Annotated in this window: 17 protein-coding genes; 2 read left to right on the plus strand and 15 right to left on the minus strand. The window is 68.4% G+C overall.

What is annotated here, in order from left to right; genetic code table 11:
• Positions 1 to 3 precede the first annotated feature (3 nt).
• The 3 genes from coxB to RAC69_RS03645 form a co-directional block, all read right to left on the minus strand.
• On the minus strand, positions 4 to 906 hold the full coding sequence (gene coxB / locus RAC69_RS03635; RefSeq protein WP_375085157.1) for a cytochrome c oxidase subunit II: 903 nt from the start codon (positions 904 to 906) through the stop codon (positions 4 to 6).
• Between the two features lie 97 nt (positions 907 to 1,003).
• A complete protein-coding gene (erpA, locus tag RAC69_RS03640) occupies positions 1,004 to 1,369 on the minus strand; it encodes an iron-sulfur cluster insertion protein ErpA (RefSeq protein ID WP_096715651.1) in 366 nt (121 codons plus the stop codon).
• A 110-nt stretch (positions 1,370 to 1,479) separates the two neighbouring features.
• Complete coding sequence (locus RAC69_RS03645; RefSeq protein WP_375085159.1) at positions 1,480 to 2,901, minus strand: dipeptidase; 1,422 nt, start codon at positions 2,899 to 2,901, stop codon at positions 1,480 to 1,482.
• Between the two features lie 47 nt (positions 2,902 to 2,948).
• Between RAC69_RS03645 and RAC69_RS03650 the strand changes: the two genes are divergently transcribed.
• The gene (locus tag RAC69_RS03650; protein ID WP_375085161.1) at positions 2,949 to 3,536 is read left to right on the plus strand and encodes a DUF3043 domain-containing protein; all 588 of its coding nucleotides are present in this window, start codon (positions 2,949 to 2,951) and stop codon (positions 3,534 to 3,536) included.
• An 84-nt stretch (positions 3,537 to 3,620) separates the two neighbouring features.
• Here the strand turns inward: RAC69_RS03650 and RAC69_RS03655 are convergent, their stop codons facing one another.
• The 11 genes from RAC69_RS03655 to RAC69_RS03705 form a co-directional block, all read right to left on the minus strand.
• The gene (locus RAC69_RS03655; protein ID WP_375085163.1) at positions 3,621 to 4,652 is read right to left on the minus strand and encodes a quinone-dependent dihydroorotate dehydrogenase; all 1,032 of its coding nucleotides are present in this window, start codon (positions 4,650 to 4,652) and stop codon (positions 3,621 to 3,623) included.
• 10 nt (positions 4,653 to 4,662) lie between these two features.
• Positions 4,663 to 5,133 carry a transcriptional regulator NrdR gene (nrdR, locus tag RAC69_RS03660; protein WP_341934086.1) on the minus strand — a complete coding sequence of 157 codons (471 nt, stop codon included), beginning with the start codon at positions 5,131 to 5,133 and terminating at the stop codon, positions 4,663 to 4,665.
• Between the two features lie 10 nt (positions 5,134 to 5,143).
• On the minus strand, positions 5,144 to 6,448 hold the full coding sequence (hisD, locus tag RAC69_RS03665) for a histidinol dehydrogenase (RefSeq protein ID WP_375085164.1): 1,305 nt from the start codon (positions 6,446 to 6,448) through the stop codon (positions 5,144 to 5,146).
• 2 nt (positions 6,449 to 6,450) lie between these two features.
• Positions 6,451 to 7,743, minus strand: coding sequence for a hypothetical protein (locus RAC69_RS03670; RefSeq protein WP_375085166.1), 1,293 nt, complete (start codon positions 7,741 to 7,743; stop codon positions 6,451 to 6,453).
• 112 nt (positions 7,744 to 7,855) lie between these two features.
• The gene (gene dnaE, locus RAC69_RS03675; RefSeq protein ID WP_341934083.1) at positions 7,856 to 11,374 is read right to left on the minus strand and encodes a DNA polymerase III subunit alpha; all 3,519 of its coding nucleotides are present in this window, start codon (positions 11,372 to 11,374) and stop codon (positions 7,856 to 7,858) included.
• 59 nt (positions 11,375 to 11,433) lie between these two features.
• Positions 11,434 to 12,537, minus strand: coding sequence for a hypothetical protein (locus RAC69_RS03680; protein ID WP_375085168.1), 1,104 nt, complete (start codon positions 12,535 to 12,537; stop codon positions 11,434 to 11,436).
• Positions 12,512 to 13,117: an RNA polymerase sigma factor gene (locus RAC69_RS03685; RefSeq protein WP_375085170.1), complete on the minus strand. Its 606-nt coding sequence runs from the start codon at positions 13,115 to 13,117 to the stop codon at positions 12,512 to 12,514. The genes RAC69_RS03680 and RAC69_RS03685 overlap by 26 nt, the downstream gene beginning before the upstream one ends.
• A gap of 54 nt (positions 13,118 to 13,171) precedes the next feature.
• On the minus strand, positions 13,172 to 13,747 hold the full coding sequence (locus RAC69_RS03690) for a GNAT family N-acetyltransferase (RefSeq protein WP_375085172.1): 576 nt from the start codon (positions 13,745 to 13,747) through the stop codon (positions 13,172 to 13,174).
• A gap of 35 nt (positions 13,748 to 13,782) precedes the next feature.
• Entirely contained in the window at positions 13,783 to 14,481 is a 699-nt protein-coding gene (locus RAC69_RS03695; protein WP_375085174.1) for a hypothetical protein, read from the minus strand.
• Positions 14,478 to 14,924, minus strand: coding sequence for a DUF6114 domain-containing protein (locus RAC69_RS03700; RefSeq protein ID WP_375085176.1), 447 nt, complete (start codon positions 14,922 to 14,924; stop codon positions 14,478 to 14,480). Before RAC69_RS03700 ends, RAC69_RS03695 begins: the two co-directional genes overlap by 4 nt.
• The gene (locus RAC69_RS03705; RefSeq protein ID WP_375085178.1) at positions 14,915 to 15,532 is read right to left on the minus strand and encodes a DUF6230 family protein; all 618 of its coding nucleotides are present in this window, start codon (positions 15,530 to 15,532) and stop codon (positions 14,915 to 14,917) included. The genes RAC69_RS03700 and RAC69_RS03705 overlap by 10 nt, the downstream gene beginning before the upstream one ends.
• A 99-nt stretch (positions 15,533 to 15,631) precedes the next feature.
• On the opposite strand from RAC69_RS03705, the gene RAC69_RS03710 reads away from it, so the two are divergent.
• The gene (locus RAC69_RS03710) at positions 15,632 to 16,231 is read left to right on the plus strand and encodes a TetR/AcrR family transcriptional regulator (RefSeq protein ID WP_375085179.1); all 600 of its coding nucleotides are present in this window, start codon (positions 15,632 to 15,634) and stop codon (positions 16,229 to 16,231) included.
• On the opposite strand, the gene RAC69_RS03715 is transcribed toward RAC69_RS03710, so the two are convergent.
• Complete coding sequence (locus tag RAC69_RS03715; protein ID WP_375085181.1) at positions 16,228 to 17,148, minus strand: RluA family pseudouridine synthase; 921 nt, start codon at positions 17,146 to 17,148, stop codon at positions 16,228 to 16,230. The two genes, RAC69_RS03710 and RAC69_RS03715, sit on opposite strands and share 4 nt — an antisense overlap.
• Position 17,149: the final 1 nt, after the last annotated feature.

Here is a 17,149-nt window from a genome sequence, read left to right on the forward strand (position 1 = left end):
GGCTTACTCCTCTCCTTCCTCGGAGTCGCTCTGGCCGGTGGTGCCGGGCAGGTTCGACAGACGGTCGTAGGCGTCCGTGATGTCGCCGGTGTTGCCTTCCTCCTCGAGAGACTGGAGGTAGGCGTCGTATTCGTCCTGCTCGACGACCTTCACGTTGAAGAGCATCATCGAGTGGTACTCGCCGCAGAGCTCGGCGCACTTGCCGGAGTACTCGCCGACACGGGTCGGGATGAAGGACCAGGAATTGTCCTTCCCGATGTACATGTCCTTCTTGTAGAGGAAGTCGATGATCCAGAAGGAGTGGATGACGTCGCGGGACTGCAGGTTGATGGTGACCTTCTGGTCGACCGGCAGCACCAGGGTGGGCAGCTGATCCTGGTCGATGTTGCCCGCCGCATCCGGCTGCGCCTGGATGCCCATGGTCCACACGGCGTCGGAGTTGTCGTCCTCTTCGCCGTCGTACTGGAAGTCCCATGCCCACTGCTTGGCGATCGCGGTGATCTCGACGTCGGGGTCGTCCCACTTGGTCTCGATCGCCGCCTGGTCGCGCGCCGTGAAGAAGAACATGCCGAGCACGAGGATCAGCGGCACGACCGTGTAGAAGATCTCGATCGGCATGTTGTAGCGCATCTGCACCGGCAGGCCGGTCTGCCCCTTGCGACGGCGGTACGCGATCGCGGCCCAGGCCATGAGCGCCCAGGTGATGACGCCGACGGCGAGGAGGACGATCCAGGAGTTGACCCAGAGCGACGAGACGCGCTCGGTCTGGTTGGTGACGGCCGGCTCACCCTCCACGAAGCCCGGGAGGTAGCCGTTCATCTCGGTGGCAGTACATCCCGCCAGGGCCACGGCTGTCGCTACTCCCAGGGGAAGAGCGACCCAACGAAGGCGGCGTTTCGAGGGCACGATGCACCTTTCAGATTGCGGACAGGGCACACCCCAAGTCTAGGGCAACCTCACACCTGATTCATGCCAACCGTGCAGGTTGGCGGGGGCGATCCGGTCAGTGGAAGCTGTCACCGCAAGCGCAGCTGCCTGCGGCGTTCGGGTTGTCGATCGTGAAGCCCTGCTCCGAGATCGTGTCCTTGAAATCGATCGACGCGCCGTCGAGGTACGGCACGCTCATGTTGTCGACGATGACCTCGACGCCGTCGAAGTCGACGGTCTCGTCGCCCTCGAGGAAACGCTCGTCGAAGTACAGCTGGTAGATCAGTCCGGAGCATCCGCCGGGCTGAACGGCGACGCGCAGGCGGAGGTCGTCGCGCCCTTCCTGCTCGAGGAGGTTCTTGACCTTGGTCGCGGCGGCGTCGGTCAGCTTCACGCCGTGCGCCTGGGTGGTCTCTGCGGGGGTGAGTGCAGTGTCGCTCATGTCGCTCCTTGTGACGGGCCGTGCTCGCACACGGCTGGTGACTCGATTTTACCTTCGCCGCGGCCCGGGCGGGTCGCATTCGCCCGGGCCGTCGGCATCGGGAGCCGCGCTCAGACGACGATGTCGTTCATGCGCGACAGCAGCAGGGCCTCAGTCACGACGGCATGACGGAACGTGTCGAGGTGCAGTGATTCGTTCGGGCTGTGGGCGCGGGAGTGCGGGTCCTCCACCCCGGTGACGAGGATCTGCGCCTCCGGGAACTCGCGCACGAGGTCGGCGATGAACGGGATCGATCCACCGACGCCGAGGTCGACAGGAGCGACCCCGTAGCCGTCGCGCATCGCGTCGCGCGTGAGGGCGACCGCCCAGCCGCTCGTGTCGACGAGGAATCCGTTGCCGAGGTCCACGTCGGAGAACGTCAGCTCGGCGCCGTACGGCGCGTGCGCGCGCAGGTGTGCTTCGAGCGCGGCATACGCGTCCTCGCCGGACTGCCCCGGGGCGACGCGGGCGCTGATGACGACCGTGACCTCGGGCAGGAGGGTGTTCGACGCGGCGGCCACGCTGGTGGCGTCGATGCCGATGACGGTGACCGACGGCTTGTTCCAGATGCGGCTGAGGATCGAGCCGTCGCCGATCGGAGTCGTACCCGGCAGGAGTCCCGCTTCGTCGCGCAGCGTCTCCTCCGTGTAGTCGGGGGTGGGTGCGTCGCGCTCGGTCATCCCCTCGACAGCGACCGATCCGTCCTCGTTCCAGAGGGTCGAGAGCATCGAGATCGTGGCCATCATGGCGTCGGGCACCGCTCCCCCGAACATGCCGGAGTGCGAGGCGTGGTCGAGGGTGCGGACACGGACCGTGAAACGCGCGTTGCCGCGCAGAGAGACCGTCAGCCCCGGGGTCACGGAGTCCCAGTTTCCGGAATCGGCCACGACGATCGCGTCGGCGCGCAGCGCATCCTTGTTGTCGGAGAGGAACTGCGCGAATGAGCGGGAGCCGTACTCCTCCTCCCCCTCGATGAACATCGCGATGCCGAGCTCCAGATCGTCGCCGATCACCTCGGCGACGGCGCGGATCGAGGCGATGTGCGCCATGATGCCCGCCTTGTCGTCCGCGGCGCCTCGCCCGTAGAGGCGTCCGTCGCGCACGGTCGGCTCGAACGGAGGCGTCTCCCAGAGCGCGTCGTCGCCCGGAGGCTGCACGTCGTGGTGGGCGTAGAGGAGGATCGTGGGCTTGCCGCCCCGGGCTGCCCGAGTGGCGAGCACGGCGGGCTGTCCGACCTCGTCGGTCCCGGGGATCGCCGCCCGCAGCACACGCACGTCGTCGAAGACCCCTGTGCCCTCGGCGAGAGCCGCGACGGCCTCGGCGCTGCGTTCGAGCTGCGTCTGGTCGAAGGCAGGCCAGGCCATGCCCGGGATCCGGACGAGCGCGCCGAGGTCGCTCAGCGCGGCGGGGAGTCCCGTCGCTGCGGCTTCGAGGAGCGCGGGTTCGCGGTCGCTGGAGAGGTTCTGATCGCCGGGCTGGGCAGGAGATGTCATGCGAGTAATCTTAAGGTGATCCTTTTCCACCCGAACCGAGGAACCTCGTGGCCATTTCCCCCGCATCCCCTCCGACGAACGACGACGCCGCCGACAAGCCCGCCGCGGGCAAGGGACGCGCGACGCCGACCCGGGCGGAGCAAGAGGCCGCCCGCCGCCGCCCCCTGGTGGCGAACACCAAGGAGGCCAAGGCCGCCGCGCGCGCCGAGCTCAACGAGCGCCGCGCCCGCGCCCAGGCGGGCCTCGCGGCCGGTGATGAGAAGTACCTCCCCGCCCGCGACAAGGGCCCGCAGCGCCGTTGGGTGCGCGACTACGTGGATGCCGGATGGCACCCCGCCGAGTTCGTGATGGGCGTCATGGTGCTCGTCATCCTCATCTCGCTCCTTCCGCCGAACCTCGCGATCGGCGGGTTCGCGGTCGCCGGCTGGGCGTACCTCGTCATGATGGCGTACCTCGTCCTCGCGATCGGCGGCATGGTCTTCCTCGCGATCCGGGTCAAGCGCAAGGTGTCGGCGAAGTTCGGAGCCGAGCGGATGGAGCGCGGTCTGGGCTGGTACGCAGCCATGCGCTCCCTGCAGATGCGCTTCATGCGTCTTCCGAAAGCTCAGGTCAAGCGCGGACAGTACCCCGCCTGACATCCCGAGACACGGACGAGGGCCCCTGCCGATCGGCAGGGGCCCTCGTCGTCTTGATCAGAATGTCGCCGTACGCCGCAGGGGTCAGCCTCGCCGCAGACGCAGCAGGCCGCGATTGATCTCCCGCCCCCAGAAGGGTCCGCGGTAGAGGAAGGCGGTGTAGCCCTGGACCAGGGTCGCGCCGGCGTCGAGACGCTCCTGGACGTCCTCCGGCGTCTCCACCCCTCCGACGGCGATCACGCAGAAGTCCGTCGGGACGGCAGCTCGGACGAGGCGCAGCACCTGCAGCGACCGCTCCTTGAGCGGAGCCCCGGAGAGCCCGCCCGCGCCAGCCGCCTCGACCGTCGCGTCGTCGGTGAGCAATCCGTCCCGGCTGATCGTGGTGTTGTGCGCGATGATCCCCGCGAGGCCCTCCGCGACGGCCATCCCTGCGATCGCCGCGATCTCGTCGTCCGGGAGGTCGGGCGCGATCTTGACGAGCAGCGGGGTCGATCCCGACGCCTCCTTCACGGCGCGGAGCAGCGGAGCGAGCGTCTCGACGGCCTGCAGCCCGCGGAGTCCGGGGGTGTTCGGCGACGATACGTTCACCGCCAGGTAGTCGGCGAGCGGCGCGAGCCGGGTGGCGGACGCGACGTAGTCGTCGGTCGCGTTCTCGACGTCGACGACGCGGCTCTTGCCGATGTTCACCCCGATCACCGTATCCGGGGCTCCGCGACGAAGACGCGCGAGGCGGCGGGCAGCGGCATCCGCTCCCCTGTTGTTGAAACCCATGCGGTTGATAACGGCCCGGTCGGCCACGAGACGGAACAGGCGCGGCTTCGGGTTGCCCTCCTGCGGGATGGCGGTCACGGTGCCGACCTCGACGTGGCCGAAACCGAGGGCCGCGAGTCCCCGCACACCGACGGCGTTCTTGTCGAACCCCGCGGCCACGCCGAACGGCGACGGGAACGTCAGTCCGAGAGCGTCGACCCGCAGAGACGGGTCGGGCTTCGTGAACGCACGGGTGACACCGGCGACCGGGGGCACCCCGAGCACGCGGATCACCGCCATGCCGGCGTGATGGGCGAACTCGGGGTCGAAGCGCGACAGGACGGCGCGGAAGAGCAGCGGATACATCCCTGCCAGGTTACCGGTCGACCGGCTCCCGCTTCGCGTGGTCGGCGCGGAGGTCGGTGATGGCGCTCTCGAAGTCGTCGAGGGAGTCGAAGGCTTGGTACACGCTGGCGAACCGCAGGTACGCGACCTCGTCGAGGTCGCGGAGCGGGCCGAGGATCGCGAGGCCGATCTCGTTGGTGTCGAGCTGCGAGACCCCCGTCTGCCGCACGGCCTCCTCGACGCGCTGCGCGAGGATCGCCAGATCGGCCTCGGTGACGGGACGCCCCTGGCATGCCTTGCGGACGCCCGAGATGACCTTCTCACGACTGAACGGCTCCATGACGCCGGAGCGCTTGATGACGTTGAGGCTCGCCGTCTCCGTCGTCGTGAAGCGTCCCCCGCATTCAGGGCACTGACGACGGCGGCGGATGGAGAGCCCGTCGTCGCTGGTGCGCGAATCGATCACGCGCGAGTCGGGGTGACGGCAGAAGGGGCAGTGCATCTGACCGATCCTACGCGGTGAACCGCGCCTCGATCGCCTCGCCGTGCGCGGGCAGCACCTCGGTGTTCGCGAGCGCGACGACGCCTGCACGCACCGCGGCGAGGGCGTCGCGATCATACGAGATGACCTGTTGCGGACGAAGGAACGTGTAGGCCCCGAGCCCGGGTGCATAGCGCGCCTGACCGCCGGTCGGGAGCACGTGGTTGCTGCCCGCCATGTAGTCGCCCAGACTCACCGGCGTCTGATCGCCGACGAAGACGGCGCCCGCGCTGGTGAACGAGTCCGACGCGGTCTCCGCGTCCGTCAGGTGGAGTTCGAGGTGCTCGGGCGCGTACGCGTTGCTGAACGCGGTGGCCATCGCGCGGTCGTCGACCAGCACGATCGCCGACTGCGGACCGGAGAGCGCGGCGGCGACCCTCGTCGCGTGACGCGTCGCTGCCGCCTGCCGCTCGACCTCCTGCGCCACGGCTCCGGCGAGTTCATCGGAATCGGTGACGAGGACCGCTGAGGCCTGCTCATCGTGCTCGGCCTGGCTCACGAGGTCGGCGGCGATGAGGCGTGCATCGGCCTCGGCGTCGGCGACGACGAGGATCTCGGTCGCGCCCGCCTCCGAGTCGGTTCCGACGACGCCCGCGACAGCGCGCTTCGCGGAGGCGACGTAGTTGTTGCCGGGGCCCGACACGACGTCGACGGGGTCGAGTCCGATTCCTGCGACGCCGTGGGCGAAGGCGCCGATCGCCCCTGCTCCCCCCATCGCGTAGACCTCGGTCACGCCGAGGAGCCCCGCGGCCGCGAGGATCGTCGGGTGGATACGGCCGTCCTGATCGCTCTGGGGCGGCGACGCGAGCGCGATCTGTGCCACGCCCGCCACCTGCGCGGGCACGACGTTCATGATGACGCTCGACGGATACACCGCCTTGCCGCCGGGGATGTAGACGCCGACCCGCTGCACGGGCTGCCACCGCTGCGTGATGGTCGCCCCCGGCCCGATCCGCGTGACCTGAGGCGCCGGGATCTGAGCCTCGGAGGCCGTGCGGACCCGGCGGATCGCCTCTTCCAGGGCAGCCCGCACCTCGGGCTCGAGTCCCGCCAGCGCCTCGTCGATGTGCGAGGCAGGCACGCGGAGGTCGTGTCCGGTCACGCGGTCGAACCGCTCTGCCTGCTCGCGGAGCGCCGCCTCACCGCGTTCGCGGACGTCGTCGACGATACGGGCGGCGGTGTCGAGGGCTTCGGCCCTGGCCTGCGCGGCGCGCGGAACGGCGGCGAGCATGTCGGCGGGCGAGAGCTCGCGCCCCCGCAGATCGATCGTGCGCAAGGTCAGCCCTTCGTGATGTCGGCGATGTCGTGCAGGTATCCGATGCGGCCGTCGTCATGGCGCACGACGTAGGCTCCGCCGCGGTCCTCGATCACGAGCGCCCACGCCGACGGGCCGATACGGAAGATCGGCTCGCCCAGCTCGTCGTGGACGTCGCGCTCGGTGGGCGCGAGGATCCAGAACGGCTGCGCGGTCGGGGCGGGGGCCGGGTCACGCGGGTTCGTCGCCTCGAGGTCGGTCTCGTCGAACGCCGGGAACGCCTGTGTCTGCGGCGTCGCATCGACGTGCTGCGCACGGGCTCCGAGCATCGCCTCGATGCTGCCGGTGTCGGAGACGACCTCGGGCTCGCGCCCCCACGAGCTCCGCGAGTACGACGGGGTGTAGTTCTCGTCGCTGGTCGTCTGCTCGGTACCGGTTCCGCCGCCCGAGGCGTGGGACGAGAGGGGCACCTGCGCCGCGACGTCGAGACGGGCGACCTCGTCCGTCGCCTGCTGACCGGAGAGCTCGGTGTCGAGCCCGCTCGCTGACACGGTGAGCTGCGTGTCAGGCGCGAGGTGGGGAGCCGGGGTGGACGGGTATCCGAAAGGCGCGCCCGTCTCACCCGGGACGGCGGCGGGAGTCCCGGCGGCGGAGGTCTCGGCAACGGAAGTGTCGGCAGCCGGAGCTTCGGGTCGCTCGGGACGCGGACGGGCGATGACCGGACGGACCGGATTCGCGTTGCGGTGCGCCAGCGTCACCAACCGGCCGTGGAAGTCTTCCTTGATCCCCGGGATCAGCGGCGCGAAGACCGTGAGGGCGACGAGGGCGAGGGCGACGATGAACTGCACCCAGGGCACCCAGACGACCGCGTCGATGTCGGTGCGGATGACGAGCGCGACGTAGTCCCAGAGGACCTGCGCCCACCAGACGGCCGCAACGGAGAAGGCCACGGAGGCGAACTGGTCGATGCCGAGCGATCCGACGCGGCGGATGCCGTCGGGTGACAGGCGTCGGAGCACGAGGAGGAACACGGCGACCGTCGGCACCCCGACGGGCAGGATCCAGGAGATGCCCTGGGCCCAGAGCGCCGGCGACCACCCGAGGGGGAAGAAGGAGAGGACGAACAGGACGAGCCAGGCACCGACGATGATCAGCTCGCGGAGGGTGAACCCGAGGATGCCGTATTCGGGTGTGACCTCCTCGTCGTACAGCACTCCGTCGTCATCGGAGAAGTCCTCGTCGAGGGAGGAGACGGCGGATACCGAGGTGGCAGCATCCGTGGGATCACTGTTCAGGAAGGGGGATTCCGTGCTCATGGGTGGTCCTTTCGTCACGGTGCGGAGTTTCGGACGTCTCGCACCCAACGGGTCATGATCCTACCCGGTGCCCCGGAGAGGCGTGCAGGGAGAGACGCCCGATGTCGGGTCGTCAGCCCAGGCAGGTCGGGCCGAGCAGCGACTTGAGGTCGCCGAAGAGGTCAGCGGACACCTTCACCGGCATCGGCACGTCGAACACCTTCGCCGTGCCGCCGCGATGGACGCGCAGCACGACCTCGGTGTCTCCGTTGTGACGGCGGAGCACGTCGGCGAGCTGCTGCATGACCCGCTCGGTCGCCCGCTGTTCGGCGAGTACGAGGGAGAGCGGCCCCGAGGCGTCGAACGATCCGACGTCGGGTGCGAACGCCGACTGTGCATGCAGGTTGAGGCCGTCGTCGCGGCGGGAGACGCGGCCACGCACCGCAAGGATCGAGTCCTGCTGGAGCGTGTGCTGGAACTCGGTGTAGGTCTTGCCCATGAACATGACCGTCACCTCGCCGTTGAAGTCCTCGACCGTGATCATGCCGTAGGGGTTTCCGCTGGCTTTGGCCACGCGGTGCTGCACGCTCGTGACGAGCCCCGCCACCGTGACCTGGTCTCCGTCCTGGAGGTCCTCCGAGTTGTTGAGGTCGTGGATCGAGATGGACGCGTGCTTGGCGAGCGGGACTTCGAGACCGGCGAGCGGGTGATCGGAGACGTACAGCCCGAGCATCTCCCGCTCGAAGGCGAGCTTGTCCTTCTTGATCCACTCGGGACGCGCCGGGACCTTCGCGGGCGCTGCTTCCTCCATGCCGTCGTAGAGGCTGTCGAAGTCGAAGCCGATGGCGCCCTGGGCCTCGTTGCGTTTGCGGTCGACGGCCGCCTCGACCGCATCCTCGTGGATCTCCATGAGCGCCCGACGTGTGTCGCCCATGGAGTCGAACGCGCCGGCCTTGATCAGCGACTCGACCGTCCGCTTGTTCGAGACGTGCAGGGGGACCTTGTCGAGGAAGTGGTGGAACGACGTGAACCGCTCGTCCTTTCGAGCCTGCACGATGCCGTCGACCACGTTGCTGCCGACGTTGCGGACGGCTCCCAGTCCGAAGCGGATGTCGTCTCCGACGGCGGCGAAGAAGTTGATGGATTCGGAGACGTCGGGCGGGAGGACCTTGATGCCCATGCGACGGCACTCGTTGAGGTAGAGCGCCATCTTGTCCTTCGAGTCGCCGACGCTCGTGAGGAGGGCTGCCATGTACTCGGCGGGATAGTGCGCCTTGAGGTAGGCGGTCCAATACGACACGACACCGTATGCCGCAGAGTGGGCTTTGTTGAAGGCGTAGTCCGAGAACGGCAGCAGGATCTCCCAGAGCGCGTTCACGGCTCCATCGGAGTACCCGTTGGCGTGCATGCCGGCCTGGAAGCCCTCGAACTGCTTGTCGAGCTCGGACTTCTTCTTCTTGCCCATCGCGCGGCGCAGGATGTCTGCTTGACCGAGGGAGAATCCGGCCACGCGCTGCGCGATCGCCATGACCTGCTCCTGGTAGATGATCAGACCGTAGGACTCTTCGAGGATGTCGGCCAGGGACTCCGTGAACTCCGGGTGGATCGGGGTGATCGGCTGCATGCCGTTCTTGCGCAGGGCGTAGTTCGTGTGCGAGTTGGCGCCCATGGGGCCCGGGCGGTACAGCGCGATGAGGGCCGAGATGTCGCCGAAGTTGTCGGGCTTCATCAGGCGCATGAGAGAGCGCATCGGCCCGCCGTCGAGCTGGAACACGCCGAGCGAGTCCCCTCGGGCGAGAAGGTCGTAGGCGCCGCGGTCGTCGAGCGCGAGGTGCTCGAGGTCGAGCTCCTCTCCGCGGTTCGTGCGGATGTTGTCGAGCGCGTCGGAGATGATCGTGAGGTTTCGGAGCCCCAGGAAGTCCATCTTGATGAGGCCGAGCGACTCGCACGACGGGTAGTCGAACTGCGTGACGATCTGGCCGTCCTGCTCGCGGCGCATGATCGGGATGATGTCGAGCAGCGGCTCGGACGACATGATCACGCCGGCGGCGTGCACGCCCCACTGACGCTTGAGTCCCTCGAGTCCGAGCGCCCGGTCGAAGACGGTCTTCGCCTCGGGGTCGGTCTCGATGAGCGCGCGGAACTCGCTCGCCTCCTTGTAGCGCGGGTGCGCGGAGTCGAACATGCCGCCGAGCTCCATGTCCTTGCCCATGACGGGCGGCGGCATGGCTTTCGTGAGACGCTCCCCCATGCTGAAGGGGAAACCGAGCACGCGTCCGGCGTCTTTCAGCGCCTGCTTGGACTTGATCGTGCCGTACGTGACGATCTGCGCGACGCGCTCCGAGCCGTACTTCCTCGTCACGTACTCGATGACCTCGCCGCGGCGACGGTCGTCGAAGTCGACGTCGAAGTCGGGCATCGAGACGCGGTCCGGGTTCAGGAACCGCTCGAAGATCAGACCGTGCTCGAGGGGGTCGAGGTCGGTGATCTTCATGGCGTACGCGACCATGGAGCCGGCACCGGAGCCGCGGCCCGGACCGACGCGGATGCCGTTGTCCTTGGCCCAGTTGATGAAGTCGGCGACGACGAGGAAGTACCCGGGGAACCCCATCTGCAGGATGATGCCCGTCTCGTACTCGGCCTGCTTGCGCACCTTGTCGGGGATGCCGTTCGGATAGCGGTAGTGCAGGCCGGCCTCGACCTCCTTGATCAGCCAGCTGTCCTCCGTCTCGCCGTCCGGCACCGGGAAGCGCGGCATGTAGTTCGCCGAGGTGTTGAACTCCACCTCGCACCGTTCGGCGATGAGGAGGGTGTTGTCGCAGGCCTCGGGGTGGTCGCGGAAGAGCTGCCGCATCTCGGCGGCGGTCTTGATGTAGTACCCGTCGCCGTCGAACTTGAAGCGATTCGGATCGTCGAGCGTCGAGCCGGACTGCACGCAGAGCAGCGCCTCATGCGCGTCGGCCTCATGCTGGTGCGTGTAGTGGGAGTCGTTCGTTCCCACAAGCGGGATGTTGAGATCCTTCGCGAGCCGGATCAGGTCGGTCATGACACGCCGCTCGATCGAGAGCCCGTGGTCCATGATCTCGGCGAAGTAGTTCTCCTTGCCGAAAAGGTCCTGGAACTCCGCCGCCGCCGCCCGCGCCGCGTCGTACTGCCCGAGCCGCAGTCGGGTCTGGATCTCGCCCGAGGGGCATCCCGTGGTCGCGATCAGCCCCTTGCCGTACGTCTGCAGCAGCTCGCGGTCCATTCGGGGTTTGAAGTAGTAGCCCTCCATGCTCGACAGCGAGCTGAGGCGGAACAGGTTGTGCATGCCCTGCGTGCTCTCGCTCCACATGGTCATGTGGGTGTACGCGCCGGATCCCGAGACGTCGTCGCTCTTCTGGTCGGGCGAGCCCCACTGCACGCGCGACTTGTCGCTGCGGTGTGTGCCAGGCGTCACGTAGGCCTCGAGACCGACGATCGGCTTGATGCCCGCGGCCTTCGCCGCCTTGTAGAACTCGAACGCCGCGAAGGTGTTGCCGTGGTCGGTGACGGCGATCGCCGGCATCCCGTAATCGGCGGCCGCCTGGGTCATCGACGCGATCTTCGCCGCACCGTCCAGCATCGAGTACTCGCTGTGCACGTGCAGGTGGACGAAGGAGTCGGATGCCATGGTTCGAGTCTACGGCGGAGCTCGGACACCGACTCCAGTGTCCGAGCTCCTTCGGGGCGCTAGGGAGCGTCGTCTACGACCGAGATCGACGTCACGACCGAGGAGTTCGGCAGGGATTCCGGCACCAGGGAGCCGCCGGAGCCCAATGTCCTCGAGCTCGCCGAGACGAAACCAGATGCCGTGTCGACCGTGATCGTCTCCGTCCAGCTGTCGAACTGGTCCGAGGTCCAAGTGAAGGAGAACCCCAGGGTCACCAGGGAGCCGTCGACGCCCAAGATTCGCCCGTTGGGCATCTCACGAAGAGCCAGGAGCAGGGCAGCCCGCAGATCCGAAGGCGCTGCGTTCCGCTCCAGTTCGTGGATGATCATCGACGCGACCTGGCTGTCGTGATCCAGGACGTCTCCGGCCAAGGAACTCCGGTACCACTCGAGCAGCTGTCGGGGATCGCGCGGGATCTGCGCATAGTACGCATCCGAGCCGAGCTGAGGGTCTGATCCGTCGTCGACACCCCCAACGTGTCGATCGACGATTCGCTCCTTCAACGCATTACCGAGCCATTCCGCTGCGAGAGCCTCGCCTTCCGGTCCGAACGTCTGGCTGATGCTGGTTTTCGGCTCGAAGACGGTGACCCACTCCTGGGACCGGTCGCCTGGGATGTAGGTGACATAGGTTCCCGGTGCGACCCACGCCGCGGTTGCCGTCGCGCGCGTTGCGTTGTGTTGCGTGTACTGTCCTGTCGGCTGGTAGAGCACGAGCTGCGTGGTCTGATGCTCCACACGCAGGTACTGTCCGGGGGCTGCCTCGGGCACGCCACCCGAGACGGTCGCACCTGCGGCCGATTCGAGTACGCTTCCCACCGTCGCCCGCTCGAACGGCTCACCCGCGGTCGGCGTGGGTTGCGGGGTGGGCGTGAAGGTCGGAGCCGCCTCCGCCTGCGGGGCCGGCGCCGTGAGCTGACCGACCACCACGACCGTCGCGGTCGCCGCGGCGACTCCGGCGACGGCCCCGGCGATGAGGAACATCGGCCGGCGGCTCACGCGCTTGCGCGCGGTCACCACACCGGCGTCGATGCCCTCGAGAAGCCGGACTCGCGCTCCGGCGATCCGCTCGTCGGTGAGGCTCACCCCCGTGTTGACCTCACGCACGCGCTCGAAAGCGTCCATCGACTTCTCCTTCCTTCTGCTTCACGATTGGGGTTCGGCCGGCACTGCGGTGCGGATTCAGCCGAGTGCGCACGCGGTTGATGCGGGAGCGCACCGTGCCCACGGGAACACCGAGGGCCGCGGCGACCTCCTCGTACGTCAGGTCCCCCCAGGCGTACAGCAGGAGCGTCTCCCGATCCTTCGCCGACAGCGACGCGATCCGCGGGGCGAGCTCTCGGGTCGAGATCTCGGCGTCCAGCCGGGCGATCGTCGTCTCGAGGTCGCCGATCGAGATGTGCTCCTCGCGGTGGGCCGACTCTATGCTCGACCGGAGGTGCTTGGCCTCCGTCGCCCGATGCTTCCTGATCAGTCGGGACGCGATCCCGAACAGCCACGGCAGTGCGCTGTCCCACGCGGTGTCGAACGCCTTCCGGCGGGCGAACGCGACGAGGAACGTCTCGCTGAGGATGTCCTCGCCTGCATCCATCCCGAGGCGTCGGGCGGCGTACCGTCCCACCACTCCGGCATGTCTGTCGAAGAGTTCGGCGAACGCCCGGGGTTGCCCGAGCGATCGCTGAATGATCTCGCTGTCTGTGCTCACACTATGTATTGCCTCAGAACACCCACGCGGTTCACGAAAATCTCACGCACTTTTCTACGCTCTCAGATCGAGGCGCATCAGCACGCGTGGGAATCCGTTCAGGATCGACCCCGTGTCGGCCGCTTTCGTGAATCCGGCGTCTTCGAAGAGCGCGCGCGTCCCGACGTACGCCATCGTGAGGTCGACCTTCTCGCCGCGGTTGTCGACCGGGTATCCCTCGATCGCGGGCGCGCCCCGCTCCCTGGCATACGCGACGGCACCGTCGACGAGGGCGTGCGAGATCCCCCGCTTCCGGTGCCCCGGCCTGACACGGAAGCACCACAGCGACCAGACGTCGAGGTCGTCGACGTGCGGGATCAGTCGGTTGCGCGCGAAGCTCGTGTCCCGCCTCGGGTGCAGGGCCGCCCAGCCGACGGGCGCGTCATCGAGGTAGGCGATCACGCCGGGCGGCGGGTCCTGGTGGCACAGTTCGCGCACGCGCTCCGCCCGCGCTGGGCCCTTCAGCGCGAGGCTCTCCTTGCTGCCCACCCGATAGCTCAGGCAGAAGCACACGTTCGACGTGGGCTTCTTCGGTCCGACGAGCGCGGCCACGTCCTCGAACACCGTGGCCGGCCGCACCTCCATGCTCATGCGGTCATTGTGGCGCACACTGCCGACATCGGTCGTCACTCGGCTTGCACGATCCGCTGATCCGTGTTCGCGTAGGTGATGGAGTCCGCTGTGCTGCCGACGAGACCCATTGTCACATTCAGCAGTCCTGGCTCGATGTCCGTGAGTGGCGGCGGCGTATCGAGTCCGATCGTGAGGGGCTCGCCGCCGAGCGCCGAGGCGCTCACGGATCCGAGATAGACGCTCACGTCGCCGCGCAAGGTCATGGTGTCGGCGGTCGTCACGAGTCCCGGACCCCCGGGAGGGCGGACCGTCAGCGAGAATCCCTCGATCGTGATCGAGTCGGCCGAGATCTTCAGTGCTCGCACTCCGCCGCCGTCCACCGTCGGCACGGTCACGATGGAGATGCCCGAGAGTCCGGTGAACGACAGCGAGGTCGAGCCCAGCGACGCGGGCGTGCCCGTGAAGATCGGCGCGGCATCGTCGACGGGCGCGGGTACCGGGTCGACGGGCGCGGGTGTCTCGGCGGGGTCGAGCGGCAGCAGTGGCTCGGTCGGCAGGCTCGGGTCCCCGGGGTCGGCCGGCGCGGCGCTCTCCGACGGGGCTGCGGGATCCGGCTGCGGCTCGGGATCCGGGCAGGAGATGAGAAAGATGCAGAACCCGGCCTGCGGGCGCGGCGCAGCCGCCCCCAGCGTCATGGGAGTCACCGCGAGGGCGATCACCAGCGCGGCGGCGAGCCCGGCGCGACGGGTCACGTCGCCGTCACCTCATCGCCCGACGCAGCACCCACGACCGCCTCGCGCGGCGCCATCCAGGCCACGACGAGCACGCCGCCGACGACCGACAGGAGCATCCCGACGATGAACCCGCCGAGATTGACGCCGATCAGGGAGTAGAGACCCACGGCGAGGGCGATGACCCCGTAGAACACGTGGTGGGCGGGCATGGCGATGGCCAGGATGCCGAGGAGCAGCAGCACGACCGGGATCACCGTCGCCTGCAGCCCCTCGATCCCGAGCTGCACGTGCAGATGGCCGAGATCGAGCTGTCCGGAGAAGAACATCTCCACGCCGCCGAGCGCGACGAGGATGCCGCCGACGAAGGGGCGCTGTCGCCGCCAGGCGCGGAAGCGGCCTGGTGTTGCGACGGTGGTGTCTCCCGAGTCCTGGGTCACGGCATCCGCTCCGTTCAGAAGCATCCCTGCGAGCCGTCCGTGAGCTCGAGCGACATCCCCTTCAGCGTGAAGACCGATGCCTGGGTGCTCCACGCCGTCTGCTGCAGGTCGGTGATCGAGATCGTGTCGGCGTCCTGCGCGAAGTCGCCCGGCGAGCCCTTCGCGTCCGTGGCTACGGTGGACGCATCGACGCCGATGCGGATGCCGCCGAACGACGCGTCTCCCTTGAGGCCGGTCATCCCGATCTGCAGGTCGCTCGCCGTCGCCGGCTCCCCGCCGCCGCCCGCTTTGATCAGCACCCCGACCGTGCCGAGAGGTGTCTCGGTGATCACCGACTGGCAGAGGTCGGTCAGCGTCGCGCTCTTGATGTTCGCGATCGCGACGGTGTGCTCGACGCCCTCGGTGTCGGTCGCGACGCCGGCGTACTGGGAGAAGCCGGTGCCTTCGAGCTGGCTCGCGCCGATCTGGAACTGACTGCCCGACACGGCGAACGAGACGGGCACCGCCCCTTGGGCGACACCTCCGAGCAGCACTCCGGCGATGACCCCAGCCGGCACAGCGGCCAGGGTGATCCGGCCGGCACGCGTGCGGGTCGCGGCGGACAGGACAGTGGACGGCTTCGGGAACTTCATCGATCCTCCTCCTTCGCGCCGACGGCTCCGTCCGCGCGATATACCGATCCTAGGCTCTATTGATTCAGAGTCAATACCCTGTCTGGCTAGGCTTCAGGCATGCCGTCGGAGCCTCGTTCACGTCTGAGTCCTGAAGAGCGTCGCGCCCAGCTGATCGCGATCGGCGTGCAGTTCCTCGTCGACCACCCGCTCGACGAACTCACGATCGACGAGCTCGCGGCCCGGGCGGGCGTTTCGAAGGCCCTGATCTTCCACTACTTCGACAGTCGCCGGGGTGTCGAGCGCGCGATCGTCACGACCGCCCGCGACAGCCTGCTCGTGGCGACCGAACCGCGAGCCGACCTGCCGCCCCGCGAGCGCATCCACGACACCCTGCTGCGCATCGCCGGTTTCGTGCGCGACCACAGCGGCACCTTCTCGTCACTGGTCCGCGGCGTCGCGAGCGGCGACCCGGCCGTGCGCGGCATCGTCGACCAATCGCGCGACCTCAACGCGCAACGGCTCCTCGAGGCGTTCCAGGAGCTCGGAGTACCGAACGAGCTCGCGTTGCGGGTCGCGCTCCGAGCCTGGGTCTCGTTCACGGAGGAGGCGCTGCTGGAGCTCGTCGTGGATCGTCGTATCGACGACGAGACAGTGGTCGACTTCCTCGAGAAGACGCTCGACGGCGTCGTCGCCGCCGCCGCCGGCGCGCGCTTCTAGTCGGCGCGCAGCACGTCGAGTGCGTGCTGGAAGTCCGACGGGTACGCGGACTCGAACTGCACCCACTCCCCCGTGGTCGGGTGAGTGAGTCCCAGCTGGTGCGCGTGCAGCCACTGGCGCGTGAGACCAAGGCGCGCAGAGAGGGTCGGGTCGGCTCCGTACAGCGGGTCGCCCACGCACGGATGCCGGTGAGCGGCCATGTGCACGCGGATCTGATGCGTGCGTCCCGTCTCGAGATGGATCTCGAGCAGCGAAGCGCCCGGGAACGCCTCGAGGGTCTCGTAGTGGGTGACAGAGGGCTTGCCGTCGGGGACGACGGCGAATTTCCACGAGTGGTTCGGATGCCGTCCGATCGGCGCGTCGATCGTGCCGGCGAGCGGATCCGGATGACCCTGGACGACCGCGTGGTAGATCTTTTCCACGGTCCGTTCCTTGAAGGCGCGTTTCAGAGCCGTGTACGCCGTCTCCGTCTTCGCGACGACCATGAGTCCGCTGGTGCCGACGTCGAGACGATGCACGACGCCCTGCCGCTCCGGTGCGCCGCTCGTGGCGACGCGGAATCCCGCAGCCGCCAAGGCGCCGACCACGGTCGGGCCGTCCCAGCCGAGCGACGGGTGGGCGGCGACGCCGGTCGGTTTGTCGACCACGACGATGTCATCGTCGTCGTAGACGATGCCAAGCTCGGGAACCGCGATCGGCACGATGCGCGGCTCCTCCTTCGGCTGCCATTCGACCTCGAGCCACCCGCCGCCGCGAAGGCGGTCCGACTTGTCGAGCGTCGTGCCGTCGAGACGCACGCCACCGGCCGCGGCCACATCGGCTGCGAATGTGCGCGAGAAGCCCAGCATCTTCGCCAGCGCCGCATCGACGCGCACGCCGTCCAGCCCGTCGGGGACGGGAAGGGTCCGGAACTCCACG

The sequence above is a fragment of the Microbacterium sp. LS_15 genome, from assembly GCF_041954735.1.
Taxonomy (GTDB): domain Bacteria; phylum Actinomycetota; class Actinomycetes; order Actinomycetales; family Microbacteriaceae; genus Microbacterium.